Below are 24,723 nucleotides of genomic sequence, written 5' to 3' on the forward strand. Positions count from 1 at the left end.
TATTAAACCAGGACCTATATGGGCTATGGGAGACAGTAAGGCCGACCAACTGTCGGAGCTCACGGCTTCGCTCGTCCGCATAGACACGACGAATCCGCCGGGCGATGTGACCAAGGCCGCCGAGTACATAAAGGAGTGGCTGGCGAAGAGGGGCTTTTCGGCAAAGATCTACGAATACCAGAGGGGGAAGCCCAACGTGGTGGCGCGCGTCGGCTCGGGGAAACCCGTCCTAATACTGAACGGACACACCGACGTCGTCCCGCCGGGCGACGTGGGCAAGTGGACCGTCCCGCCGTTCTCGGGCAAGATCGTCGAGGGGCGGATCTACGGGAGGGGCTCCACCGACATGAAGGGAGGGCTCGCCGTGATTATGGCCGCGTTCGCAGACATCGCCCCAGCCGTGGAGAAGGCCGGCGCCGGCTCTCTGGTGCTGGCGGCGACGGCGGACGAGGAGGTCGGCGGCCACGCCGGCGTCGAGGCCTTGGTCAAGGACGGCGTGTTGTCGGGCGACGCCGCGATAGTCGCAGAGCCCTCGGGCCCGGACAAGTACTGCATAGGCGAGAAGGGCCTTAGCCAAGTCAAGCTGGTGGCTAGAGGCAAGCCGGCCCACGGCAGCCTCCCCCTGTTGGGCGAAAACGCCATAGTGAAGCTGATTAAGGCCGTCGAGGAGGCCTCGAAGATAGTCGACGAGATAAATAGGGGCATCGCCCTGCCCCGCGATCTGGCCGAGGCAGTGGAGAATTCGGCGAGGCTGTATCTTGAGAGCGCCTTGAGGAGCGGCTTGAGGCTCAGCGAGGAGGACTTCAGAAAAGTCATCGGCTCTGTGTCGTTCAACCCAGGCGTGATAAGGGGCGGCTCCAAGATAAACATGGTGCCCGACTACGCCGAGCTGGAGCTCGACATGAGGGTCCCGCCCGGCGTATCGCCGAAAGACGTCGTGGAGCGGCTGAGGAAAGGCTTGGCGGGCCTCGCCGAGGTCGAGGCCATAGACACCAGCGAGCCCAACTATACGCCCTCCGGCGAGAGGATAGTCGGGCTCGTGCGCGAGGGGATCGCGGCCCAGGGGATGCGGCCGAAGCCGATAATAATGACAGGCGCGACCGACGGCAGATACCTCAGAATGAGGGGCATACCGACCGTGATATACGGCCCCGGCGAGCTGACGCTGGCACACACTTACGACGAATATGTCTCTGTAGAGGATCTAGTACTTACATATAACACAATAATATATACTATTAAGAAATATTTTAATATATCTTAAATTCATTTGCTTTTATTATATAAATCAATATGTTATCTAATTATTTAATTATTTGTGATATACTCATACGGCGTCCGATTTGGTGAAGGCCGGCAAACCCGGCGTGAACATATCCGCGACGGCGGCAGAACAACGAATCGGGATAAATATATTGCTCAATATACTATATAATAATTTATATAATTACATTTATCACTTACGTAAATATATTAAATTATATTGTTACGTAAAATATACGATAGGTAAAATGTAACTGGCCGCTAATAGCTGATATATCGCTTTTTCATTAATATTTTGTTAGTATATTTTTATTCTGCCTCGTATACACGACATCAGTCTATACCAATAGATATATAAAAAACCTCGTATATTTAAGCATGTCGACCGGCCAGGATCTCGAAGTGAAGCTCCCCTTCGATACATATGTCTCCAATGAGCGATATAAAGCAGGCCCCGAGGCTATAAAGGCCTACTGGGAGCTCCATAGACGCACCGTCGAGGACATAGAGGGCTACTGGGCCTCCATCGCTAGGGAGCTTGAGTGGTTTAGGCCTTGGGAGAAGGTTCTTGACGCCTCTAATCCGCCGTTTTATAAGTGGTTTGTTGGGGGTGAGCTGAACCTCTCCTATCTGGCTATTGATAGGCATGTCAAGACTTGGCGTAAGAACAAGCTGGCGCTGATATGGGAAGGAGAGCCGGTAGACCAGACAGGATACCCCACAGACAGGAGAAAATTCACCTACTACGACCTATGGAGAGAAGTAAACAGAGTGGCTTGCATGCTCCACTGCAACTTCGGGATAGGCAAGGGCGACCACGTGGCGTTGTATATGCCCATGATCCCCGAGGTGTTGATAGCTATACTCGCGATATGGCGCATCGGCGCGGTCCACACCACGATATTCTCCGGCTTCTCGGCAGACGCGTTGGCGGATAGGCTTGCGGACTTCAAGCCCAGGATGATCATAACGACGGACGGCTTCTGGAGGAGGGGGAAGGTAGTGAGGCTTAAGGATATCGTGGACAAGGCTCTGGAGAAGGCGCCTGGGGCCGAGGCCGTCCTGGTTGTGAGGAGGCTCGGCCTCAACGACGTGCCCATGACGGAGGGCAGAGACTGGTTCTGGGAGGACTCTCTGAGGGGCGTGAAGCAGAACGCCTACGTAGAGCCGTTGCCCGTAAAGAGCGAGGACCCCTCCCACATACTCTACACGTCGGGCACTACAGGGAAGCCCAAGGGCATAGTCCACGACACGGGCGGCTTCGCCGTGTCCATATACGCAGACATGAAGCAGATATTCGCGGTGAGGGACGACGAGGTCTACTGGTGCACCGGCGACATAGGATGGGGCACCGGCGCCTGGTACGTGGCCTTCGGCCCGTTCTTGATGGGGCTCACCCAGGTGATGTACGAGGGCGCTCCCGACTTCCCGCAGCCCGACCGCTGGTGGTCGATAATTGAGAGGTACGGCGTCAACGTGTTCTTCACCTCGCCGACGGCTATACGTATGTTCATGCGCTACGGAGAGGAGTGGCCCAGGAAGCACGACCTGTCAACTCTCAGGGCCATATTTACCGTGGGCGAGCCCCAGAACCCCGAGGCCTTCTGGTGGATGTACAGAGTCTTGGGCAACGAGAAGATATTCGTGGGCTCCACGTGGGGCATGACGGAGACCGCGGCAGTGCCGTTGGACATAGCTCCCGGCTTCTATCTGCTCCCAATGAAGCCCGGCACGAACGGCCCGCCGAGGCCCGGCTACGACATAGACGTCGTCGACGACAAGGGCAACCCGTTGCCGCCGGGGGTCAGAGGCTACCTCGTAATAAGGAAGCCGTGGCCTGGGATACTCCACGGGATATACGGCGATCCAGAGCGCTATATTAAGACTTACTGGAGTAGGTTTCCGGGTATGTTCTATGCTGGGGATTACGCGATTAAGGATAAGGACGGCTATATCTGGGTGTTGGGGAGAGCCGACGAGGTGATTAAAGTCGCCGGACACCGCCTAGGCACCTACGAGCTAGAGTCAGCCCTCATATCCCACCCAGCAGTAGCGGAGGCAGCAGTAATAGGCATACCAGACCCAATAAAGGGAGAAGTACCCATAGCGTTCGTGATACCTAGGGAGGGGGCCAAGGCGGACGACGCGTTGAGGAAGGAGTTGAGAGACCACGTCAGGAAGACCATAGGCCCCATCGCCGAGCCGGCCCAGATATACTTCGTCACGAAGCTCCCCAAGACGCGCTCCGGCAAGATAATGAGGCGCGTGTTGAAGGCCATAGTTGTGGGCGGCCAGATCGGGGACTTGACCACTTTGGAGGACGAGACGTCGGTGGACGAGGTCAAGAGGGCGTTCGAGGAGATGAAAAGAGAAATAGCCGGGCAGACAACCCCTTAATGCCTTTCGAGGCCAAGTTCCACATCTACTGGTCCCAAACCGACGCGGCCGGGATCGTCCATTTTTCCGAGTTCTTCTCTCTGGTGGAGCACGCCGAGGAGGAGCTCTACAGATCTAAGGGAGTTCTGGAGGCGCACGGGCGTATGCCCAGAGTCGAGGCGTACGCCGTTTTCAAGTCGCCGCTTAGGCGCGGCGACGTCGCGCGCGTGGTGTTGAGGCCCCTGGAGCTCAAAGAGAAGGCCGTCAAGTACGGGTTCGAGATATACAACGAGACGACCGGTCTGCTGTCGGCCGCCGGCCATATAGTGGCCGTCTGCGTCGAGAACGACGGAGGCAAGCTGAGATCCACTAGATGTCCGCCGGAGCTGATAGAGGCGTGGCGAAGCGTTGAGTAGGCGGGCCTGCGTCCGAGCAAGTCAAGGTTTATATCGACGGCAACATACAGCTTTTGTGGAGGGCTACCTCGACTTTAAAAGCAAGCCTAGGGAATACGTTGAGGCGAGAATAGAGGAGGCCAGGGCCGAGGCGAGGCTGGCGGAGGAGATGTTGAGGCGGGAGCTCTACCAGAACGCGGCGAACAAGGCGTTTATGGCCCTCAAGGCGCTGGTCAGCGCTTTGGTCGTGTCGAGGCTCGACGCCTTGGCTAAAGACGGGAAGAGGCGGGAGTGGTACGAGAGGGTCGGGTACGCCGCGCCTACTACGGGTCTGGTCAAGATCGCCAAGGACCTCGAGGCCCTAGGCATTAAGGGAATCGAGCCGGCCGTCAAGACAGCGTTGATGCTACATAGGTTCGCCTACAACGGCTTCGATCCCAACTTCGTCGACTACTCCGACGTCGACGAGGTGGTCTCCGACATCAGGCAGGTTCTCGACTTCGTCGAGAGGGCCGTCCAGCAGATCGCGGGGCCCGACGGCGGGGGACGTTAAAGAGGGCGGCAATATTCCGGCATGGCCAAGTACAGAGCTGTCGAGCTGGCCGTGCTCTACCCGGGCCCCCTAGCCGGGAGGCTGTTGGCCGAGTGGGGGTTCGACGTTGTGAAGGTGGAGCCGCCGGGCGGCGACCCCATGAGGGCCTACAGCCCGACGCTTTACCGACTGCTCAACGAGGGCAAGGAGGTCGTCGTCCTCGACCTAAAGACGGAGGAGGGCAGGCGGGGCTTGTACGACCTCGTGAAGGGGGCCGACGCCGTTCTGACGAGCTTCAGGCCGGCGGCCGCCGAGAGGCTCGGCGCGTCCTACGAACAGCTCAGCAAGGTGAACCCCTCGATAACCTACGTGGCGGTGACCGGCTACGAGTCGTCCAACGCGCCGGGCCACGACATAAACTTCGCGGCGGTTGCGGGACATTTAAGGGACGCGCCGCCGATCCCGCAAGGCGTCGACGTGGCGACGGGCCTCATGGCCGCGTTCGCGGCCGCCGCCTCGATAGCCGCAGGTCGGCCTGGCTACTTTGAGATCTCGATGGAGCGCGTGGCCTATCTCCTGAACCTCCTCAACTTCGCCCAGATTGCCGACGGCAAGGCGCCGCAACTCACCGGCGGATATCCACACTACAACGTCTACAGCTGCGCGGGCGGCCGGGTGGCGCTGGGCGCTGTTGAGCCCAAGTTCTGGGAGCGGTTCTGCGACCTCCTGGGGAGGCCCGACCTCAAGGCCAGGATGCTCGACCCGGCGGCCGTTGCCGAGGTGGAGGGCGAAACCTCGCGCAGGTCCTGCGCCGAGCTGTTGAGGCGGGCGGAGGAGCTGGACGTGCCCCTATCCCTCGTGAGGCCGTTGGAGGACGCTCTTAGGTCGGTGGACTTGGGGAGGCTCCTATCGAGAAGTAGCTGGGCTAAGCGGTGAAAGACCGGCGGGCGCGGCCGCGCGTGCGCATTCGGCTAGATAAATAATTACGATTAATTCTGAATTTCTATATATAATTTTATATTAATATATATTTTTATTATATTTAAGTTTATTTTAGTCATATTATATGATGTTATAGTTATTATACCGACTACATACATAGCGTAAATATTTAAAAGTTTAAGTAGGAAATTAATTGATGGAGGTCTGGAGACCCGAAAGAAACCACCTAGAAAATTCTAATGTTGCTAAATATATGTCTATTCACGGCTTCAAAACTCTCGAAGAGTTCATTGCCTATACCTACGAGAAACCCGACGAGTTTTGGGCTTCCTTCGACCGCGAAATACTGAGGCTTAGGTGGTACGAGGAGTACGGAAAGGTTCTGGATCTCTCGCGGGGGGTCCAGTGGCCGCGGTGGTTTGTAGGGGGGCGTATAAACATAGCCGACCAGCTAGACGACTCGGCGGATCCCTTGGTCAAATGGGAGGGGGAGGACGGCACTACGGCGATCTGGAGCTACTCGGAGGTGCTCTACAAGGCCAGGGCCGTGGCTAGCTGGCTCAAACGCAACGGCTTGGAGAAGGGGGACCGCGTCGCGGTCTTTATGCCCATGGTGCCCGAGATAGTGCCGGTCATGCTGGGCGCCATAAGGGCTGGCGGCATAATAGTGCCTCTCTTCAGCGGCTTCGGCAAGGAGGCCATCAGAGTTAGGCTAGAGGACAGCGAGGCCAAGTTCGTCTTCGCCTCGGACGTGTCGTACCGCAGAGGTAAGGAGATAGACATGCTGTCGGAGCTCAAGGCCGGCCTAACGCAAAGCGTGAGGCACGTGGTGGTGCATGAGAGGGCCGGAAGGCCGAGCGGCTACGTCCCGCTCTCAGACGTGTTCAGGACGGGCGGGGACTACGTCGAGAGGGCATCTTCGGAGGACCCCGTCATGATCATCTACACCTCGGGCACCACCGGGAAGCCCAAGGGCACCGTCCACACACACGACGGATTCCCCATAAAGGCGGCCGCCGACGTCTATTTCCACTTCGACATAGGCAGAGGCGATACGTTGAGCTGGGTGACCGACATGGGCTGGATGATGGGGCCTTGGATGGTCTTCGCGGCGTACCTCCTCAGGGGCTCTATGGCGTTCTTCGAGGGGGCTCCCGACTACCCCAAGGACAGGCTGTGGCGCTTTGTGGAGAGGTTTAGGGTCAAGTCGTTAGGCCTCGCCGCAACTCTCACTAGGTATCTCAGAAGCATAGGCGCGTCGGCGGAGCCCGGGCAGTTAGACCGTCTTGAGGCGTTCGGCAACACAGGCGAGCCCATAGACGTCGAGAGCTGGCTCTGGCTGTACAAGATGGGCAGGGGGAGGATACCTATAATAAACTACTCGGGCGGCACGGAGATCTCGGGAGGCATATTGGGCTGCTACGTGGTCAAGCCCATAAAGCCGAGCTCCTTCAACGGCGCCAGCATAGGCACCAAGGCCGCGGTCTTCGCCGAGGACGGCAGGCCGGCTCCTCCGGGCGTGGAGGGAGAGCTGGTCGTCCTGTCGGTGTGGCCCGGCATGACTAGGGGCTTCTGGAGGGATCCGCAACGCTATCTGGATACGTACTGGAGCAAGTGGCCCGGCGTGTGGGCCCACGGCGACGCCGCCATGGTCGACCAAGACGGCTACTTCTACATCTTGGGGAGGGCCGACGACACTATAAAGGTGGCTGGGAAGCGTCTGGGCCCCGCCGAGATTGAGACCGTCCTCAACGCCCACCCCGCCGTGGCTGAGTCCGCCTGTATAGGCGTCCCCCACGAGGTCAAGGGCGAGGTCCCCATATGTTTCGTGGTGCTGAAGCCGGGCTACGAGCCCAGCGAGGCCTTGAGGCGCGAGCTCATAAAGCTCACCGAGGAGGCTTTGGGGAAGGCCTTCGGCGCGGTGGAGGATATAAAGTTTGTCAAGATGTTGCCGAAGACGCGCAACGCCAAGATCATGAGGAGGGTCATAAGGGCCGTCTACCTAGGCCGCAACCCCGGCGATCTGTCGGCCTTGGAGAACCCCGACGCCATCGAGGAGATCAAGAGGGCGGTATAATCGATTTTAATTAAGTTGTACTGCCAACTGTTAAATAATCAGCATTTCCTTTATAGTTAATGAGGGTAGGGATTGCAGGTGTGGGCTGGTTCGGGTTCCAGCCCGAAGTTGTCGACTACTCGTTCCGCGAAATGATGTTCAAGGCGGCGCAGAGGGCTTACGAGGACGCCGGCGGGCTCGACCCGCGTAAAGACGTGGACGCGTTTATCTCGTGCCAAGAGGACTTCTGGGAGGGCATATCCATATCCGACGAGTTCGCGCCCGATCCTGTCGGCGGCGCGATGAAGGCGGTGTACACCGTGACTGGCGACGGGCTTCAGTGCGTGGGGCAGGCATATATGATGATCAAGTCTGGCCTTTTCGACGTCGTTGTGGTCGAGTCTCATGGAAAGCCCTCCGACGTCGTCACGCTCAACGAGGTTATGTTCACAGCCACGGATCCCATCTCCGTGCGGCCTCTGGGGCTGGAGAACGTACACGCATTGGCGGCCTTGGAGGCCAGGTCCTACATGGCTAAGTACGGCGTCGAGGAGGGGCACCTAGAGGCTGTGGTGGAGAAGGCCCATAGGGCCGGCGCCAAAAACCCCCGCGCCGTATACGCATCGCCGGGCAGATCGAGAGCGTCTACTCCCACCGTGGTGGATCCCCTAAAAGAGGCCGACATAGCCAAGTTCGTAGACGCCGCCGTCGTCGTAGTGCTGGCCTCCGACAGAGTAGTTAGGGACTTCACCGACACACCCGTGTGGGTGGATGGGGTCTGGTGGTCTACGGAGATCTCAACTCTGGAGTACCACGACTGGGCTTTTCCGCACCACGCCAGGGAGGCAGCCGACGGCGCGTATATGCAGGCCAAAATCGCGGATCCCGCCAAGGAGGTGGGCTTCGCCGAGGTGGACAACCGATACAGCTTCAAGGAGCTCCAGCACATCGAGGCTCTTAGGCTGGCCCCTAAGGGAACCGCCAAGGATCTGTTGGTGGACGGCGCCTTCTGTCCCGGCGGGAGATTGCCCGTAAATCTCAGCGGGGGAGCTCTGGCCGAGGGCGTTCCCTTCGAGGTGCACGGACTGGCGAGGCTGAGCTACGCCGTCGCCGTCATGAGAGGCGACTTTAAGGCGGAGGTAGATAGGCGGGATGTGGCGGTGGTGCACAGCTGGAGAGGCGTCCCCACCACTACAAGTGTCGTGGCTGTGCTGAGGCTATGACGGGCCGTAACATCAACTTCAAGCACAGAGTGGCCGTGGTAGGCGCCGGCATGACGCTGTTCAGAAGCAGAATGCTGGAGACGCCCCAGGAGCTGGCGTGGCTCGCGGCTAAGCAAGCGCTGGACGAGGCCGGCTTGACGCTCAAGGATATAGACTGCGTCGTCATCGGAAGCGCGCCGGACGCCTTCGACGGAGTTCACATGAAGGGCGAATACTTAGCTGAGGGCGCCGGCGGCATCCACAAGCCGACCGTGAGGGTGTTCGTCGGAGGTGCCACAGGCGTCTTCGTCCCCATTGCGGCGTGGTGGCACGTGGCCTCAGGGCTCTGCAAGAGGGTGTTGGCCGTGGCTGAGGAGAAGATGAGCCACGCCGCGAAGCCCCACACCCAATACGTCTTCCGCTACATATGGGATCCCATAGTGGAGAAGCCCCTCAACCCCAACTTGATCTGGATATTCGCTATGGAGATGCACCGGTACATGCATAAGTGCAACGTCAAGAAGGAGGACATAGCGTTGGTCTCGGTCAAGAACAAGCGCAACGCCTGCGGCCACCCATCGGCCCAGCTGTGTATGCCCAACATAACCGTCGACGACGTGCTCAAAAGCGAGGTGTTGGTCTGGCCGGTCCAGCTATACGACATATCCCCGACGACCGACGGGGCCGCGGCCTTGGTCCTCGCCAGCGAGGAGGAGGCGAGGAGGATAACCGACACGCCGGTGTGGGTCAAGGGGATAGGGTGGACGCTCGACACGACACACTGGACCAACCGCGATCTGGCCTATCCGGAATACGTGCGCCGCGCCGCCGAGATGGCCTACCGCATGGCGGGCATAGACAACCCGAGGAAGCAGATAGATGTGGCCGAGCCCTACGACCCCTTCGACTACAAGGAGCTCCACCACATGGAGGGCCTCGGTTTGGCCAAGAAATGCGAGGCGCCTATTCTGACCAGAGAGGGCGTGACGCAGAGGGACGGAGACCTGCCCATAAACCCGTCGGGCGGCTTGTTGGGCGTGGGCAATCCCATAGCCGCCGCAGGCCTCATGAAGGTCGCGGAGATATTCTGGCAGGTGAGGGGCGAGGCCGGCGCGAGGCAGGTGAAGAAGCCGGTGTATACGGGGCTGGCGCAGGCGTGGGGCGACCTAATGCAGGCAGGAACAGTGATAGTGATGGGGATATGAGCGGCGCGACTAAGCCCCTAAATCCGAGAGGCACCAAGTACGAGAAGGTCGACTTCCCGGTGTTCGAGTTCCCGGTGGTAGGCAAGGCGCGTTACAACTACACGACGGGGCAGGCGCTCGGGCGGTTCCTCGCGGGCTTGAAGGAGGGGAAGATCCTCGGCACCTACTGCGCCAAGTGCGGCAGGGTGTTCGTCCCGCCGCGTATGTACTGCTCCTACTGCTTCAGAGAGGTAGACGGGTGGATTGAGGCTCGGGACGAAGGCGTCGTGGTGACTGCTGTCCTGAGCTATATATCGGCTACAAGGGCCAGGCTCGAGAAGCCGGTGGCCGTGGGCGTTATAAAGCTCGACGTCCCGGGCCGCCAGTTCGACGACCACTTCTTCCCCGGCTTGATGCACTACATCTGCGGCGCGTCGGAGGACGACGTGAAGTCCATGAGGATATTCGGGGCTAGGGTAAAGGCCAAGTGGAAGCCGCCGGAGCAGAGAACCGGGTCCATCACCGATATAGAATGCTTCGAGGTGGTGAGGCCATGAGGCGGGTCAAGCAGTTCCCCGAAGTGATGGAGATAGAGGCATACGTCTACACCGCTGGCCCTATCGGCACTAAGTGGCTGGAGGCCCTCAAGTCGGGCAAGATAACCGCGGCGTACTGCCCCAAGTGCGGCCGCCTGTTCCTCCCGCCGAAGATGTACTGCCCATACGACTTCGAGGAGGTCAAGGAGCTACGGGAGGTGGCGCCCGTCGGCGTCGTCGAGAGCTACACGGTGATCGAGAGGGATTTCTACGGCGAGCCGTTGAAGGAGAAGAAAGTGCTGGCCTTCATAAGGTTCCCCGGCGTCGAGGGCGGCCTCATACACTATGTGAAGACCGACAAGCCTAGGGTGGGCATGAAGGTAAGGCCCAAGTGGCGCGACGAGAGGAGGGGTCTGGTTACTGATATCGAATATTTCGAGGAGGCATGAGCCTTTTGACCGAGGAGCACGAGCTTATCAGGAAGTCGGCCCGCGATTTCGCCGAGAAGTACGTCGATCCAATCGCGCGCAGGATGGATAGAGAGAACTACTACCCCCGCGAGACCATTAAGGAGGCGGGCAAGCTGGGCATCCTCACGCCGACCGTGCCGGCCGAGTACGGAGGAGGCGGGGGAGATCTGAGGGCGGCTGTCGTAGTCCTCGAGGAGCTGGGCCGCGTCAGCGGCGGGTTCAGCTTGTTGGTAGAGGCATACGGCATACTCTTCGCCGACGCTGTGAACAACTTCGCCTCTAAGAGGCAGAAAGACGAGGTCTTGCCCAAGGTCGCCGCAGGCGATAAGATAGGCGCCTTCGCCCTTTCGGAGCCCTGTTGCGGCTCGGACGCCGCAGCCATACAGACCAAGGCCGAGAGGAGGGGCGGCGAGTGGGTGATAAACGGCCACAAGATGTGGATAACCAACGGCTACTACGCCGACTACTACCTCCTTGCGGCCAGGACGGGGCCGCGGGAGGCCCGCCACAAGGCCATAACCGTCTTCCTCCTGCCGAGGAGCAGATGCGTCGAGGCGACGCCCATAGAGGTCATGGGCGTTAGGGGGACGGGCACGGCCGAGCTTAAGTTCAACGACTGCGTTGTCGGCGACGACGACGTCGTCGGCGAGGTTAACGGCGGGTGGAAGATAATCATGCACACGCTGGACGTCGGGAGGGTGGCCATATCGGGAGTTGCCGTGGGAGTTGCGAGGGGGGCCTTCGAGGAGGCCCTCGGCTGGGCCAGGAGCCGGGAGCTCTTCGGCAAGAGGCTTATAGAGATGCAGAACGCGCAGTTCGAGCTCGCCGAGATGCTGGCCTCCATAGAGACCGCGAAGACGCTCGCCTACTACGCGGCGTATCTCTACGACACGAAGTCGCCTGACTTCTTGCTGATGTCGCACGTGGCCAAACTACAAGCCGCCCGCCTTGCCGTCGACGTGACGCGGAGGGCCGTGCAGATGGAAGGCGGCTTCGGCTACAGCAAGGACAGCAAGGCGGAGATGTTTTATAGGGACTCGAAGATACTGGAGATAGGGGAGGGGACCAACGAGGTGATGAAGTACGTCATATACAAGCTCCTGGAGAAGAAGTTCGGCTAGTCGGTGGTCTGGGCCACGACGTCTATCAGCTCCTTTGGGCACATCTCGCCCAACATGGCCTCGGCCCTCTTCCCCACAGACTCCGTCACGAGGCCTGCCTTGTAGAGCTTGACGAGCTGGTACAGTGTCCTGCAAGCCATGGTCTTCTCGACTCCGAACTTCTCGACGGCCGATCTCAGCTTCTCGTCCGCTATGTAGTACATGGCCTATCTCGGGCAGGCATTAAAAACGCTCGCGCCTATGTTTTTAAGCAAGGGAGGAGGCGCCGTATATGTGGTACAGGATAGGGAGGGGCCCCGCGAGGGAGTATTTCCACGCTAATATCGACCTGGTGAGGGCCTCGCAGATAGCTCTCGCCCTCTCCTTCGCCCTCTTCATGGCCGGCCTCGCCGCGCCCCGCCTCTCCGTGGAGCTACACGGCGACTTCATGGTGTGGGGCCTCCTCGCGTTCTACCTCTCCGTCATGTATCTGCAACACCCGGCGTTCACCAACACTATGCCGAAGAGGCCGTTGAGCTACGTCCTCCTGGCTCTGTTCGCGGCGGGCCTCGTCGGCGGATACGCTCGCGTGCCGTTCTCCTGGGCCCCCTTTTCGGCGCTCTACATAGCGCTATATGCGCCGGGCTTCAGAGGCAGGAACGCGCCGCCCAATTTAATAACGGTCGCGGGGCTCGCCGCGCTCGCCCTCGCCAGATCCCCCTGGCAGATCGTCATGTCGTTCCCGGCGGCCTCCGCCATGAGCCTCATGTTGCGCGTCGATTCTGCTAAGAGGAAGATCTACGTGGGCCTCCCCGCGGCGGCTGCGTTCGCCGCCGTCTATCTAGCGCTTGTGTTCTCCCCGGCGCCGCAACCCATATCAACTGCGCTAGTGTTCGCGGCGTTTCTGGCCTTGGTGAGGGGGTTCCACATATCGCGCGAGCCCTACTCGTGGGGCACCGCCGTCGGCAGACTGTTGCCTCTGCTCTCCCCGCTGAGCTTCCTGGGCCTCCCCGCCCACCACTTCCTCTACATGGGCATATCGGTGATTATGTTCAGCCTGTGTATACCCTGGTTCTTGCCGTCGGTGTTTCTGCGGCAAGTCCCCAGATGGCCCCAATACCTCCCGTTGATACCCATAACGGCTAGCGTGTTGCGGCTGACCGGATACGGCCCTCTGGTCGGCGCGTCGGCGGCGATATTAATGGCCGGCGGCGTCTACGCGGCCTTGGCGATACTCAGAGAGAGGGCCTTCCCGCTCGGTCCAGCTCCTTGATGGCGTCGCAGATCTCCCCGGCCCTCCTCAATATCGCCTTGTAGTCCCTCCGGAAGTAGGCGTTGTGGGGCCTCAAGGCGCCGCTGGCGGTGCGCGGTATGTGGGCCAGCTCGTGCGCCAATACCTTCGTCTTCCCCTCGCAGTCGAGATCCCAGAAGGGGCGCAACAGCTCGACGACGTATAGAGGGCCGATGCCCAGGGCCTCCTGCAGAGGCTTAGAGAGGCCCCATATCCTGGCGTACGCCCTCGACCGCGAGCCCGAATAGACGACGTAGATGGGCACCTCGGCCAGATGCGGAAGGCCGGACGCCTTGGCTAAAGCCCTCACCACCTCCTCGTATCCGGGTAGCCTAGCCATGTCGCCGGGACGCGCGCAGTTATTAAATATGGCCATCGCACGCGCGTGGGCCTAATTGCGTGTACCCGCGACTGCTACGACACCTGCGTGTTCGAGCCGATAGTTGCAGGCGGGAAGCTGGCGGATTTAAGGCCGGCGAGGTGGTTCCCGGTCCTCGGCTTCACGTGCCCCCGCGGGAGGGCCGACGTCAAGAGGCTTTACTCCGAGAGGCGCATCAAGAGGCCGTTGTTGAGGAGCGGGGGGAACTTCATCGAGGTAGGGTGGAATAGGGCTATCGCCGAGCTCGCGGAGAGGCTCAGATCGGCGGATCCGCGAAGGGTGATACACGTGGAGTACGACGGGAACCAGGGACTCTTGACCTGGTACTACCCCGCCCGCCTCTTCAACGCGTTGGGGACGGCTTCGACGGACTACTCCATATGTAGCGCCGAGGGCCACGCCGCCTTGAAGCTCCACTGGGGCCGTAGCTGGGGCATGTTGCCCGAGGAGCTCGCGGCGGCCAGGGCGGTCGTCTTCTGGGGCGTCAACGCGGCGATCAGCTTCATACACGGCTGGGCTTTGGCCAAAAGGGCCCGCGCGACCATAGCGGCCGTCGACGTGGCGCTGACGGAGACCTTGAAGGCGGCGGATCTCCCGGTCGTCGTGAGGCCCGGCACCGACGTGGTCCTCGCGCTGGGGATCGCGAGGGAGCTGATCTCGCGGGGGTCCTACGACCGGCATTTCGTTGAGCGGTACTCCTACGGCTTCGAGAAATTCGCTGAGTACGTCCAGCGGTTCGATCCGCAGTACGTGGAGGCTGAGGCCGGCGTCGATCCCCAGACTTTGAAGAAGCTCGCAGACCTCTACGAGTCGGGGGCGAAGACCGTGATAGGCTTCTCGCTCGGGAGGACCCTTAACGGCGGCGAGGCAGTGAGGGCCATCTCGTTGATACACGGGCTTTTGGGCGACCCGCTGGGGTTCTTTTACTCGAACTCGGGGGCTTGGGGTATCGACTTCGACTACTTGAGGGGCCTACACGCCGGGAGGCCCTCGTCAGTGGTGCCCATGGGCCTCTTAGGCAACGCCGTGGATAAATTCGACGTCATGTACGTCTGGAATTCCAACCCCGTCATGACGCTCCCCCAGGGCGACAGGATATGCGAGTCGGCGCGCCGCGGCGACCTATTTCTGGCTATCCACGACCTGATCCTCAACGAGACGGCCGAGTGCGCCGATCTGGTGCTCCCGGCCCCCTCATATCTCGAGAAGGACGACGTGATGTACAGCTACTGGCACAACCTGCTGGTATACAATAGAGCTGTTGCGCAGCCGGTGGGCGAGTCCAGGCCCGAGCACTGGGTGGTTAGGGAGGTGGCGAAGGCGTTGGGCCTCGGGCACCACGTGTTGATGGCCGAAGATCCTTGGGACGCGGTGGACAGGGCCTTAAGGCCGGCCGGCGTGAGTCTGGCTGAGCTGAGGGCTAGAGGCGTCGTCGTGTTGAGGCGCGGGGATCCGATGCGCTTCAACACGCCGTCGGGCAAGCTCGAGTTCTACAGCACGTCGGCCGAGAGGAGGGGGGCCAGCCCTCTGCCCGCCTACGCTAGGCCGGCCGCCGGATACGTCTTGACCTTCACCTCGGAGCCTCTGCACACGAACACCCAGTTCTTCAAGGAGTACGGCGCCCCGCCGCCGGTGGTGTACGTGAACCCGGAAGACCTCAAGGGCGATTACGCCTGTCTGGAGAGAGACGGCGTATCGGTCAAGGTGAGGCTCGTCGCAGATCCCGCCGTCCCGCGCGGAGTCTTGCTGATGAGAGGAATCCCGAGAGATGCCGAGGGGCGGCCGGTGAACGCGGTAGTCGACGGAACGCCGAACCCCTACGGAGGCACGCCGAGGATAAACACCACAGTCGTGGACCTACGCCCGTGCTAACTGGCGCAATGTTTTTAAGCTGGGCATGTCTGGCGGGCCATGCGTTTTCCTAAGAAGGTGATGGCGTACTGCCCGAGGTGCAACACATACACCGAGCACAGCGTCTCCATATACCATCAAGGCAAGAGGCGGGAGCTCGCAGAGGGCCAGAGGAGGTACAACAGGAAGCTCAAGGGATACGGCTCCTCGCCGAAGCCGAAGCAGAAGAGGTTCGCCAAGGTCAACAAAAAGATCTCCCTAGTGCTTACCTGTTCTAAATGCGGTTATAAGCTACACAAGTCCCTAGGGAGAATGAAGAGGGTAGAGCTGGTCTGATATGCCGCCCCGGTTCTCCAAGGTGTTAATACCGCAACCCCGCACCAAGTTCTTGAGGATACGTTGTCCCGACTGCGGGAACGAACAGGTGGTGTTTAGCCACGCCTCGATGGTCGTCAGATGCCTCGTCTGCGGCAGGGTCTTAGTCCAACCGACGGGCGGCAAGGCCCAGATCCTCGGTAATATAATCAGGTCGCTCGACTAGGTCAATTTAAACCGCCTTACGACTCCCTTGGCCTCCAACTCCCGCGCGTCCTCAGTAGGTATCTTCGCCAGATCGCCCTTGTTGAACGGCCCTATCTGCTTGAAATCGGAAGTAGAGATAATCGGGAATTTGTCCAGGAAAACCACTATCTCGTATCTTCCGGAGGCTTTCGCCGGCATCTCCAAGACCCTCTTAAGGGAACCCCACAGCCTCTCCTCCTCTGCGGTCAAATCGCGGGGCTCCCTCCCCTGATATAGCTCCGCGGCGATTTTTCTGACCCTAAGCTCTATTATAGAGGCCAGAGCTCTGGCCAACTGTATCCGTATGCCCTCCTCCAACGCTGGAGGCAACGCCGTCCTTCTCAGCTCCTCGTTCAGCCTATTTACGAGCTCTGCGTAGGAGGGGGCAGGCGGCTTGGCTAAAAGCTTGGCGTTCATCTCTGCCTCAAGCCAGGCGTATATCTCGCCGAGCACGAGATATCTTCAAGCCTATTTAATATATAGCCCCTCTTGGCAACGCCCGGCGGCCGCGCCTATCCGCCACGCCCTCTCCGCCGCCCCCGGACGTCCCTACCGGCCTCAGCCTGTATCTCGGCTCTGCCTTGCAGGTGTAGGTACACCGCTATGTAGGTCGGCACTACGGCCTCCTCTCGGCCTATCTCGACGCCGAGGACCTCCTCCACAGGCTCCTTAAGCCTTATGAGGATCTCGCCCTTCTTGAAGGCGAGAGCCCTCTCCACGATGGTCTCCGCATCCCTATCCAGATCTGAATAGGAGAGGGGAAGCGCGATGAAGCCCGTCTTGTTGTTGAGGGAGCCGGGAGCTCTGATGAGCCTGTGCACGTCCGCCGTCACGACCTCGTCTATCCTTATCGAGTAGCTACCGTCGTCGAGGCCGCGCATGAGCCTCGCGAGGCTCCCCACAGGCTCCTCGACGTATAGCTTGACCGCCCTCCTCCCGACCCTCGCCTCGAACTTCGACAAGTCGAGGTTGCGCCCCACTAGAAAGTCCACAAGCCTCCTCCGCTCGCCGGCGTCGAGCCCTCTGACCTCCTCGGCCCTTACGTGTACGTGGAACCCCCTATGGCCCGAGTAGACCGGCAACCCCTCGAGGCCCAGCTCGTTCCTCAAGGCGTCGAGAAGCTTCAAGGCCTCCTCCTTAGCGTCCTCGAGACATCCGTAGTTGAGGAGCTCCATGCCTCTGCAGTTCGGCGTGTCCAGGTGGTCCCCGTCTATGTCGAATACGAGGTCGGCGCCCAGCCACCCCTTGGCGTCCATGTCCTTCTCGTCCGGCCTTTCATAGAGCGCCGCCGAGTAGTAGAGCCCTAGAGGCGGCCTATCGACGCAGAACGATCTGAGGTCCTCCAGCGATCTGAACGACTTGTGCCTAACCATGGCGCCGTCCATCGTCAGATAGCCCACCTCGCGCCTCTCTATCTCCGGCACGTCCAGCTGGGCGTTCCTGTAGTAGTTCCTAAACAAAGCCTCGAGGAATTTCATAGCCATATCACGGACGCCACAGCCGCATAAAAACAGCCGTCGGTATTATCGATGCTTTCTGAAATTAAACTCGTGAGAGATATTAACATCCATCTTAGAGCAATATATTTATAACCATATATTCCCAATCCTATGGTTCAATGGACACCAGAACACTATAAATGGCCCCCGAAGGCAGCAAGCGCCATATTTTCGCAGTTTTTGGGGTTCTTCCTAGACGCCTACGATCTGACGTTCGTGACCGCCATGACGTCGACGTTGGCGGCGGTCTTGCTACCTCCGACGCTCTCGAAGGAGGTGGTCGGCTACTTCATAACGTTGCTGGGCTACGCGTTCACCATGATAGCGAGGCCTCTAGGCAGCGCGATCTTCGGGAACCTCGCAGATAGGTGGGGGAGGCGCGATACTTTGATGATAACCATAGTGGGCTATTCCACGGCCAGCGCCTTGACCGCGGCGATACCGACGTACGCGCAAGCCGGCTGGGCCGCCTTCTGGATATATTCGGCCTTAAGGTTCATCCTCGGCATCTTCGTGGGCGGCGAGTACGCGGCGGGCCACCCATTCGCCATGGAGTACTCCGCCCCTAGATGGAGGGGCCTCGTCAGCGGCATAGTCCAGGGCGCGTTCAGCTGGGGCGTCGCGCTGGGCGGCTTCGTGGTCGCCGCGTTTACCGCCTACTTCGGGCAAGCCGCCATGCAGGCGTACGCGTGGAGATATGTATTCCTCACCGGGCTGATACCGGCTGTGGTCGCGCTCTATATAAGGTTCGCCATGCCCGACACGCCCGTGTTCTCGGAGGCCAAGAACAAGGGACAGCTGGAGAAGGTGCCGTTCTTCAGCCTATTTAGACCTCCCGCTCTCTGGACCTTCTTGTCGGTCTTCGTATTCATGACAGGCCTCTTCTTCAGCAGCTATTCCCTATTCTATTTCGCCACCGGCATCCTTGAGAAGGCCGGTCTGGCGCAGGGCGCCGCCAGCTACTACTACGGGGTGTCCGGCGTCATCGCCGCCATAGCGGCAACTCTGTGGGGCTTCTCGTCGGACTTCTTGGGCAGGAGAAAGGCCTTAGTCATAGCCGGCGTGGTTTCGGCGATTCTCGCAATCCCCGCGTTCTACGTCTGGTATCTTGGCGCGGCCACGAACAACGTCGCCCTGCTCTACCTCGGAGCGGCCCTCGCCGGCTGGCTGACCCAATGGCCTTGGGGCCTCGTCCCGGTGTACCTCTCCGAGCGTTTCGCAACCCAGAGGAGGGCCAGCGGCGTCGGTTTCGGCTACAGCTCCGGCATATTCATAAGCGCGTGGATGCCGCTCTACTCGATACCGCTCTACAATCTGTTTAAGCCCATAGAGGACGGCAATATATGGTTCGTGGCGGCTTTCTGGCTGATATTGGCCGGCGTCGTCTACGGCATCGCAGCGTTGCTAGGCCCCGAGACGATAGGGGTCGATCTGCGGATAGCCCAAGAGAAATAATCCCTCTTTTTCCCCAGATCTACTGTTCTATATGCGGCGCCACGAAGTACGTCAGCTTTCCTCCAGCCGGTATATCGAAGGTTAGGGATATGGGCTTGGCCGTGGCGAGCTCCACAGTGACTATATCGCTGACCTTGGAGGCCTTGCCGGCTATATCCACGAGGTACTCCAGCGAGAACGTGGCGCTTGCCGGCTCCTTGACGTCGAATTCGTATACGAGCTCTCCGCCCTTGTCGAGCTTCACCTCCACCTCGCCTCTGTCGCTCGACGCCCTTATGTAGAGGGCCTCCTCGTCTACGTCGAACTTTACCGAGTCGGCGACCGCGTCGGCATCTTTAAGCGCTTGGCTCAACACATCGCTGGCGGTCTTCACCGTGGCGGTGTAGACCACCTTGGGCGTGGGCAACTCCTCTGCGGCGGCCTCGATCAGGGGAAGCGTTATGGAGCGGGTGGACTTGCCTATGAGCTTCACCCTGAGCTTGGACTCCTCGACCTCCAGAGAGATCTTGTCGCCTTTCTTGAGCCTTCTGAGGAGCTTCCTGAAGTCCTTGAAGTTTATCCCCATCCTGACCTCCGACTGGAGCTCCGGGTACTCCTCGAAGCCCTCCTTAGGTATGAAGAGGTCTACCATGGCCGTCCGCGAGGGGTCTAGAGATCTTAGGGCTAGGCCGTCTTGCCGAAAGACGAAGGCGGCCTCCTCCACCAGAACCGCTATGGAGTCGAGGATGTAGGACCACTCCTTGGCGTCGGAGTACGTGATGGTGTATTTCGCCATGTGGACAGATGCGTCGCTAAATATAAGCTTTGGCTTGTAATATCAGGCGTATTCTCTCCAGGTATATCCACATCTGGTGCATCTGTAGAAACGCGTGGGGGGTTCGTCGGCCGCCCTCGTCTGTTGCATCCAGACGTAGGCCTCCTCGTTGCCGCATTTGGGACATACGGCCTTCGTCTTGGGCAGAGTCTCCGCCACGGCGTCTGCGACGAGTATCTCGTTCCTCCTCTCGACGGCGGATTTAGACCTATAGGCCGATCTAGCCGCGTCGTTGACCGGCTCCTCGTAGCCGCATTTAGGACAGCGCAACACGGTGGCCGACCCTTTCTTGACCGGCACGAGTAGAGAGCCGTCGTTGGGGCAAAAGCGCATGGCCTCGCTATCGGAGCTCTCTATAAAAACTTTTTGCTAGATCCAGCTGGGGAAAAGTTTTAAATAGGCCGTCGAAGGCGGGGACGTGGTTTCGGTCAAGGACGTGCCCGCGGATCTGTTAATCAAGGAGCTGGCCGCGTATCTGAAGACGAACGTTGCCCAGGTCAAGCCGCCTGTGTGGGCCGCCTACGTGAAGACCGGCGCCAATAAGGACCGGCCGCCTATGGACGACGATTGGTGGTACGTGAGGGCCGCGTCCATAGTCAGGAGGCTGTACTTGGACGGGCCGGTGGGGCTGTCCAGGTTGAGGACGTACTACGGATATAGGGCTAAGGTCGGCCAGGGGATGAGGAGCGAGAGGACGAGGAAGGCGGGCGGCGCCGTGATCAGGAAGCTCTTGCACCAGCTCGAGCAAGCCGGCATAGTGGCGAGGACCAAGAGAGGACGCGTCCTCACCCCCGAGGGGAGATCGCTCGTGGATAGGATCGCAACGAAGATCGCGAAGGAGCTTGTTAAGGCCAGGCCGGAGCTAGCCAAATATCTGGCCCCGCCTAAGGAGTAATGGCCGCCGAGGGCGGCGACGAGGAGCTGGAGAGGCTACGAGAGAAGAAGCTTAGGGAGATGCAAGAGCAGGCAGAGGCTCGGAGGAGGGCCGAGGAGCTGGCTGCCCAGAGGCGGCTTGCTCTGAAAAGGATATTGACTCCGGAAGCCCTCGCGCGGCTGGACAACCTCAGAATTGTGAGACCGGAGTTGGTGGAGGCATTGGAGCAACAGCTCATATCTCTAGCCGCCAGCGGTAGGGTCAAGTTGCCCATAACGGACGACGACCTCAAGGAGATCTTGGCCCAGATATACGAGAGGAGCAGGAAGGAGTATAGATTTCGTTTCTAGGGAAATCTTTAAAAAGGGCCGACGCCGGCGGGGACATGGCGCGCAACAAGGCGTTGGGGAGAAAGTTAAGGCTCGCGGCGGCTTTGAAATCTAACAGAGATCCCCCGGCCTGGGTGAGGCTGAAGACCAAGAACCGAGTGACGAGGTCGCCCGCCAGGAGGTACTGGAGGCGGGCGAAGCTCAAGGCTTAAAAAGGTGGTTCTTGCGGTGAGCCATGTCCGAGGAGGCCAAGGTCGTCGCGTCGAGGGAATACAGGATAAGCCTCCGCAGGGCCTACTGGGCGGCCCGCACTCGGAGGGCCAAGAGAGCCGTGGCGATAATAAGGGAGTTCGCGGCGAGACACATGAAGACCGAGGTCGGCAAGGTGAAGATAGACCCTTCCCTCAACGTCGCGATTTGGTCCCGGAGCAGAGAGAGGCCGCCGCGCTATGTGGATGTGGTTATCGAGAAGAGGGAGGACGGCACCGTCTTAGTCAAGCCTAAACAATAATGGACCCGCTCAAGGCGCTACAGTACCGCTTTGTCAGATACTGCGTAAATAGGGCCTACGTCAACGTAGACCTATCCAACAAGCCGGCTGAATTCGTCAACCTCCTCGACGACGTTGTCGACGAGCTCAGAGACCTGGAGCATCTAATCGCCGAGGATCCTAACAAGACCGAACAGATACTGACCGGAGAGTTGATGGAGAAATACAGACTATTGCGCGAGAGGGATAAGGACGTCGCCAAGGCCCTATTCTCCGGCATTCTCCGCAACTGCCTAGAGCTTGAGGAGATCTCGGAGAGCAAGCTCGGCGATACCATAAGGCGGCTGCTCGACGAGATAGAGAAGTCGTAGTTGCTCTAAAGGCTTGCGACATTGCGTGAGGACGCTACTGCAGGCGCCGCCCGGCTTCGGCAAAAGCAGGAGGCTCGCCAAGGTTGCTGTAGAACACGGCGGGAGGACCCTATTCTTTGTTAGATCGCACCTAGAGGCTCTACAGGTCTATTCTTATATAGCCGAGTACGGCGGGAGCGCCGCGCTGATGTTCGGTAGATCCTCCTTATGTAAATTCGGCGCGAGGACGGCGACCGAGTGCCTCTTGCTTCGGGAACGTGGAATATGTAAAGCTCGATATAAATATATAAATAGAAAATTCGCTAAAATAGACGATATTTACAACGCCGGCGTATGTCCCTACGAGTACTTACAAGCTATAGGGCGCCAGAGCAAGATAGCGGTGTTGCCTATTGCCTATCTTGAAAGCCAAGAATATCTATCGTCTATCGCCGATCTCTTGAGGGAAAGCGATCTGGTCATAATCGACGAGGCGCACAACCTCCTGCTGCACGACCTGCTTGTCGAGAAGGACGTTCCATCAGATATGATATGCGACCCACACGCCCGGCGGTGCGTCTTGCTACCCATAATGGGAGAGCTCCTGAAAGGAAGAAACGTTCTATTGGCGAGCGCATCTGTAACTAAACCTTTTTCTGAGATATTCATTAAATTTCTTGATATAAACTATATAAATAATGATAATATATTTTTTGAAAATTTAGTAATTGATATATATCCTATAAAAATAAGGTATATAAATAGAATAAGCAAGTCGACTGTATTACTTATTAAAAAGATATTAAACGATACTTTTTCTGTTTTTAATAAAATTATATTATTTCTTCCTAATAAGAAATTATATGAATATTATAAAGTCAAACTTAGAGAATATCCGTTATCAGATAGGCCGCTTGGGGATATACCACACATAGTGATCACCTATTTCGGGAGCCCGCTCTCTGAAGGCGTCAACGTGGATGCGGACGCGGCAATCCTCGTCGGATTCCCCATACCTAACGTGACAGATAGTTGGTTGAAGGCCAAAATGCAGATCGTCGACAGGCTAGGGCTATCGGGCTTCAAATATGTGTTGCTCTTCGCGGCGGTCAGCAACTCCGTACAAGCCATGGGCAGAGTCATGAGAGGCCTAGAAAACCGAGAAAAATACGTGGCGGCTGTCGACGACAGGTTCTGGAAATACCGCTGGGCGATGCCCAAGTGGTTCGCCAACTCTGCAGTATTGAGAGAGGCGCCGACAAGATGATCGACATAGCCCTCACGGCGCTCGTATCGCTGGCTCTCGCTACATACATCTGGAGAGACGACGAGGTGTTCGTAGGCCTCGGCTCCGGCGGCCTCGTCTATCTGCCTCTCGACAAACATATAACCATAATAGGGCCCACCCGATCGGGCAAGACTACCCTCGCCAAGAAGATAGCAAGCCGTAGCGGAAAGAAGGTCGTCGTGATGGACTGGAACGGCGAGTACAGCCTAGGCCTTAAGATAAATGCCTCTAAATTAAAACTAGATATATCAAATATAAATAAGAAAATCTTAGCAGAATTAATTGGTATATCATTAAATCTAAATGAGCCATCTATTTACTTTCTATATAGATCTATAAAGGATCAAGAGGTTAAGCGGCCGAAAGATCTGCTGACGGCGATAGATTCGTATCTGACAACCACGAAGAGCGAGACTGAAATGAAGGCGGCCATACTACGTAGGCTTGAGTACATTCTCGATGCATTAGACAAAGGAAGAATTCCACTTGATTTTATTATTAAGTACAATAAAAATATAACAATTGATTTATCTAGTCTATCATTAGTTGAGGAGAAGATTCTAATAATATCATTAATTCTGACCTTTATATACAATAAATTTAGAAATATGTCTATTACAAAAAATATAAAATTAATATTAATAGTCGATGAAGCTCAAAATATTTTAAATCTAAATATCATAAGGCACATAATTACTGAAATGGCCAAATACGGCATTAGAGTTGTTCTGGTCACCAATATACTGCCGCCACCGGATGTAATGGCGCATACAAACATTATACTCGTTAAACCACATATATCGTATAACTTTAAAGTGAATAATTCATCTATTATAATAAATGATAAAATTATAAAAATTTATAAATTTATTTAAGAAATATGAAAGATAGAGATGAAGTAATTAAACAGATTATTAACACACTGAAGATATTGGGCATTGATATCGACGAGATGGAAACTTGCGAGATTTATTTTAATTATCTAAATTATAAGTTGTCATACATAGAAAAAACCCTCGATGAAATAAAAGAGAAAATAATTTTTATAGAAAATCTAAAATGCTTAAATAGAAAAGAAATGCATAAATAAGAGGTGAATTCTAATGATCTATGGAAGGCTTTCGTACAATTTACAAATATTCCGATAAGCTCGATTCCTATGTAATAAAAAGAATCACTATACAGTTTTTGCAAGATCAAGCAAAGAACGCAAAGGGCAACTTGATAACATTCCGCCCATCTAAAATCGCCCAAGACCTAAGCATATATAGCAGGAAGGATATAAGGGCAAAAACGGTCATGATACGCGGGTTCCTCGACGAGCTCGTCCACCGCGGCTATATCGCAGTCATTAAGAGGAGCGCCAGGGGCAAAGTCTACGGCCTCTATCGATCGGGCAAGCTCTGGGATCTCCTTGAAAAGTACGAGACCGACAAAGTCCTGGAGATACTGGAGTCCGAAAAGTTACAGTAATCGCCGGCAATAT

The 24,723-nt window shown here is 57.6% G+C and carries 31 protein-coding genes; 25 read left to right on the forward strand and 6 right to left on the reverse strand.

The window, feature by feature from the left end; all coding sequences use genetic code 11:
* Positions 1–25: 25 nt before the first annotated feature.
* From TUZN_RS00935 to TUZN_RS00985, 11 genes are all read left to right on the forward strand, one after another.
* Positions 26–1,264, forward strand: coding sequence for a M20 family metallopeptidase (locus tag TUZN_RS00935; RefSeq protein ID WP_052885988.1), 1,239 nt, complete (start codon positions 26–28; stop codon positions 1,262–1,264).
* A gap of 377 nt (positions 1,265–1,641) precedes the next feature.
* Entirely contained in the window at positions 1,642–3,660 is a 2,019-nt protein-coding gene (gene acs, locus TUZN_RS00940; RefSeq protein ID WP_052885989.1) for an acetate--CoA ligase, read from the forward strand.
* Entirely contained in the window at positions 3,660–4,055 is a 396-nt protein-coding gene (locus tag TUZN_RS00945) for an acyl-CoA thioesterase (RefSeq protein WP_013679040.1), read from the forward strand. Before acs ends, TUZN_RS00945 begins: the two co-directional genes overlap by 1 nt.
* Before the next feature lie 55 nt (positions 4,056–4,110).
* Entirely contained in the window at positions 4,111–4,587 is a 477-nt protein-coding gene (locus TUZN_RS00950; RefSeq protein ID WP_013679041.1) for a PaREP1 family protein, read from the forward strand.
* A 21-nt stretch (positions 4,588–4,608) separates the two neighbouring features.
* Positions 4,609–5,502, forward strand: a complete 894-nt coding sequence (locus TUZN_RS00955) for a CoA transferase (RefSeq protein WP_013679042.1) — start codon at positions 4,609–4,611, stop codon at positions 5,500–5,502.
* A gap of 202 nt (positions 5,503–5,704) precedes the next feature.
* Entirely contained in the window at positions 5,705–7,585 is a 1,881-nt protein-coding gene (locus tag TUZN_RS00960) for an AMP-binding protein (protein WP_013679043.1), read from the forward strand.
* 59 nt (positions 7,586–7,644) lie between these two features.
* Positions 7,645–8,787 carry a thiolase domain-containing protein gene (locus tag TUZN_RS00965; RefSeq protein ID WP_052885990.1) on the forward strand — a complete coding sequence of 381 codons (1,143 nt, stop codon included), beginning with the start codon at positions 7,645–7,647 and terminating at the stop codon, positions 8,785–8,787.
* Positions 8,784–9,971, forward strand: a complete 1,188-nt coding sequence (locus tag TUZN_RS00970) for a thiolase domain-containing protein (protein ID WP_013679045.1) — start codon at positions 8,784–8,786, stop codon at positions 9,969–9,971. The genes TUZN_RS00965 and TUZN_RS00970 overlap by 4 nt, the downstream gene beginning before the upstream one ends.
* Positions 9,968–10,507 carry a Zn-ribbon domain-containing OB-fold protein gene (locus TUZN_RS00975; RefSeq protein ID WP_013679046.1) on the forward strand — a complete coding sequence of 180 codons (540 nt, stop codon included), beginning with the start codon at positions 9,968–9,970 and terminating at the stop codon, positions 10,505–10,507. Before TUZN_RS00970 ends, TUZN_RS00975 begins: the two co-directional genes overlap by 4 nt.
* Entirely contained in the window at positions 10,504–10,935 is a 432-nt protein-coding gene (locus TUZN_RS00980; protein WP_013679047.1) for a Zn-ribbon domain-containing OB-fold protein, read from the forward strand. Before TUZN_RS00975 ends, TUZN_RS00980 begins: the two co-directional genes overlap by 4 nt.
* On the forward strand, positions 10,932–12,077 hold the full coding sequence (locus tag TUZN_RS00985) for an acyl-CoA dehydrogenase family protein (protein WP_013679048.1): 1,146 nt from the start codon (positions 10,932–10,934) through the stop codon (positions 12,075–12,077). The genes TUZN_RS00980 and TUZN_RS00985 overlap by 4 nt, the downstream gene beginning before the upstream one ends.
* Here TUZN_RS00985 and TUZN_RS00990 read toward each other — a convergent pair.
* Entirely contained in the window at positions 12,074–12,280 is a 207-nt protein-coding gene (locus tag TUZN_RS00990) for a hypothetical protein (protein WP_013679049.1), read from the reverse strand. The two genes, TUZN_RS00985 and TUZN_RS00990, sit on opposite strands and share 4 nt — an antisense overlap.
* A gap of 68 nt (positions 12,281–12,348) precedes the next feature.
* On the opposite strand from TUZN_RS00990, the gene TUZN_RS00995 reads away from it, so the two are divergent.
* Entirely contained in the window at positions 12,349–13,329 is a 981-nt protein-coding gene (locus TUZN_RS00995) for a hypothetical protein (RefSeq protein ID WP_013679050.1), read from the forward strand.
* Here TUZN_RS00995 and TUZN_RS01000 read toward each other — a convergent pair.
* The gene (locus tag TUZN_RS01000) at positions 13,292–13,687 is read right to left on the reverse strand and encodes a putative metallopeptidase (RefSeq protein WP_013679051.1); all 396 of its coding nucleotides are present in this window, start codon (positions 13,685–13,687) and stop codon (positions 13,292–13,294) included. The genes TUZN_RS00995 and TUZN_RS01000 overlap by 38 nt on opposite strands.
* A 45-nt stretch (positions 13,688–13,732) precedes the next feature.
* Here TUZN_RS01000 and TUZN_RS01005 point away from each other — a divergent pair, with 45 nt between their 5' ends.
* The 3 genes from TUZN_RS01005 to TUZN_RS01015 are packed head-to-tail and all read left to right on the forward strand — an operon-like array spanning position 13,733 to position 16,118.
* Complete coding sequence (locus TUZN_RS01005; protein WP_052885991.1) at positions 13,733–15,598, forward strand: molybdopterin-dependent oxidoreductase; 1,866 nt, start codon at positions 13,733–13,735, stop codon at positions 15,596–15,598.
* A gap of 39 nt (positions 15,599–15,637) precedes the next feature.
* Positions 15,638–15,913, forward strand: a complete 276-nt coding sequence (locus TUZN_RS01010) for a 50S ribosomal protein L44e (RefSeq protein WP_052885992.1) — start codon at positions 15,638–15,640, stop codon at positions 15,911–15,913.
* Position 15,914: 1 nt separating this feature from the next.
* The gene (locus TUZN_RS01015) at positions 15,915–16,118 is read left to right on the forward strand and encodes a 30S ribosomal protein S27e (protein ID WP_013679054.1); all 204 of its coding nucleotides are present in this window, start codon (positions 15,915–15,917) and stop codon (positions 16,116–16,118) included.
* On the opposite strand, the gene TUZN_RS01020 is transcribed toward TUZN_RS01015, so the two are convergent.
* Positions 16,115–16,591 (reverse strand): DNA replication complex GINS family protein, encoded by a 477-nt coding sequence (locus TUZN_RS01020; protein WP_013679055.1) that lies wholly within the window; start codon positions 16,589–16,591, stop codon positions 16,115–16,117. The genes TUZN_RS01015 and TUZN_RS01020 overlap by 4 nt on opposite strands.
* A 59-nt stretch (positions 16,592–16,650) precedes the next feature.
* Positions 16,651–17,622 (reverse strand): DNA primase small subunit domain-containing protein, encoded by a 972-nt coding sequence (locus TUZN_RS01025; protein WP_013679056.1) that lies wholly within the window; start codon positions 17,620–17,622, stop codon positions 16,651–16,653.
* 126 nt (positions 17,623–17,748) lie between these two features.
* Between TUZN_RS01025 and TUZN_RS01030 the strand changes: the two genes are divergently transcribed.
* On the forward strand, positions 17,749–19,092 hold the full coding sequence (locus TUZN_RS01030) for an MFS transporter (RefSeq protein WP_052885993.1): 1,344 nt from the start codon (positions 17,749–17,751) through the stop codon (positions 19,090–19,092).
* Between the two features lie 19 nt (positions 19,093–19,111).
* Here the strand turns inward: TUZN_RS01030 and pcn are convergent, their stop codons facing one another.
* Both pcn and TUZN_RS01040 read right to left on the reverse strand, forming a co-directional pair.
* Positions 19,112–19,867 carry a proliferating cell nuclear antigen (pcna) gene (gene pcn / locus TUZN_RS01035; RefSeq protein ID WP_013679058.1) on the reverse strand — a complete coding sequence of 252 codons (756 nt, stop codon included), beginning with the start codon at positions 19,865–19,867 and terminating at the stop codon, positions 19,112–19,114.
* Positions 19,868–19,909: 42 nt separating this feature from the next.
* Entirely contained in the window at positions 19,910–20,239 is a 330-nt protein-coding gene (locus TUZN_RS01040) for a transcription factor S (RefSeq protein ID WP_052885994.1), read from the reverse strand.
* Positions 20,240–20,324: 85 nt separating this feature from the next.
* Between TUZN_RS01040 and TUZN_RS01045 the strand changes: the two genes are divergently transcribed.
* From TUZN_RS01045 to TUZN_RS01085, 9 genes are read left to right on the forward strand one after another with little or no spacing between them, the layout of a single operon-like run.
* Complete coding sequence (locus TUZN_RS01045; RefSeq protein ID WP_013679060.1) at positions 20,325–20,801, forward strand: 30S ribosomal protein S19e; 477 nt, start codon at positions 20,325–20,327, stop codon at positions 20,799–20,801.
* A complete protein-coding gene (locus TUZN_RS01050) occupies positions 20,801–21,130 on the forward strand; it encodes a DNA-binding protein (protein ID WP_013679061.1) in 330 nt (109 codons plus the stop codon). Before TUZN_RS01045 ends, TUZN_RS01050 begins: the two co-directional genes overlap by 1 nt.
* 35 nt (positions 21,131–21,165) lie before the next feature.
* The gene (locus TUZN_RS01055) at positions 21,166–21,321 is read left to right on the forward strand and encodes a 50S ribosomal protein L39e (protein ID WP_013679062.1); all 156 of its coding nucleotides are present in this window, start codon (positions 21,166–21,168) and stop codon (positions 21,319–21,321) included.
* Between the two features lie 23 nt (positions 21,322–21,344).
* Complete coding sequence (locus TUZN_RS01060) at positions 21,345–21,620, forward strand: 50S ribosomal protein L31e (RefSeq protein ID WP_013679063.1); 276 nt, start codon at positions 21,345–21,347, stop codon at positions 21,618–21,620.
* Complete coding sequence (locus TUZN_RS01065) at positions 21,620–21,970, forward strand: hypothetical protein (RefSeq protein ID WP_013679064.1); 351 nt, start codon at positions 21,620–21,622, stop codon at positions 21,968–21,970. Before TUZN_RS01060 ends, TUZN_RS01065 begins: the two co-directional genes overlap by 1 nt.
* A gap of 25 nt (positions 21,971–21,995) precedes the next feature.
* Entirely contained in the window at positions 21,996–23,216 is a 1,221-nt protein-coding gene (locus TUZN_RS01070; RefSeq protein WP_013679065.1) for a helicase C-terminal domain-containing protein, read from the forward strand.
* Entirely contained in the window at positions 23,213–24,112 is a 900-nt protein-coding gene (locus TUZN_RS01075) for an ATP-binding protein (protein WP_013679066.1), read from the forward strand. The genes TUZN_RS01070 and TUZN_RS01075 overlap by 4 nt, the downstream gene beginning before the upstream one ends.
* Positions 24,113–24,117: 5 nt before the next feature.
* On the forward strand, positions 24,118–24,327 hold the full coding sequence (locus TUZN_RS01080; RefSeq protein WP_013679067.1) for a hypothetical protein: 210 nt from the start codon (positions 24,118–24,120) through the stop codon (positions 24,325–24,327).
* A gap of 20 nt (positions 24,328–24,347) precedes the next feature.
* Complete coding sequence (locus TUZN_RS01085) at positions 24,348–24,710, forward strand: hypothetical protein (RefSeq protein ID WP_013679068.1); 363 nt, start codon at positions 24,348–24,350, stop codon at positions 24,708–24,710.
* Positions 24,711–24,723 lie beyond the last annotated feature (13 nt).

The sequence above is a fragment of the Thermoproteus uzoniensis 768-20 genome (assembly GCF_000193375.1).
In the GTDB taxonomy this organism is placed as follows: Archaea; Thermoproteota; Thermoprotei; order Thermoproteales; family Thermoproteaceae; genus Thermoproteus; species Thermoproteus uzoniensis_A.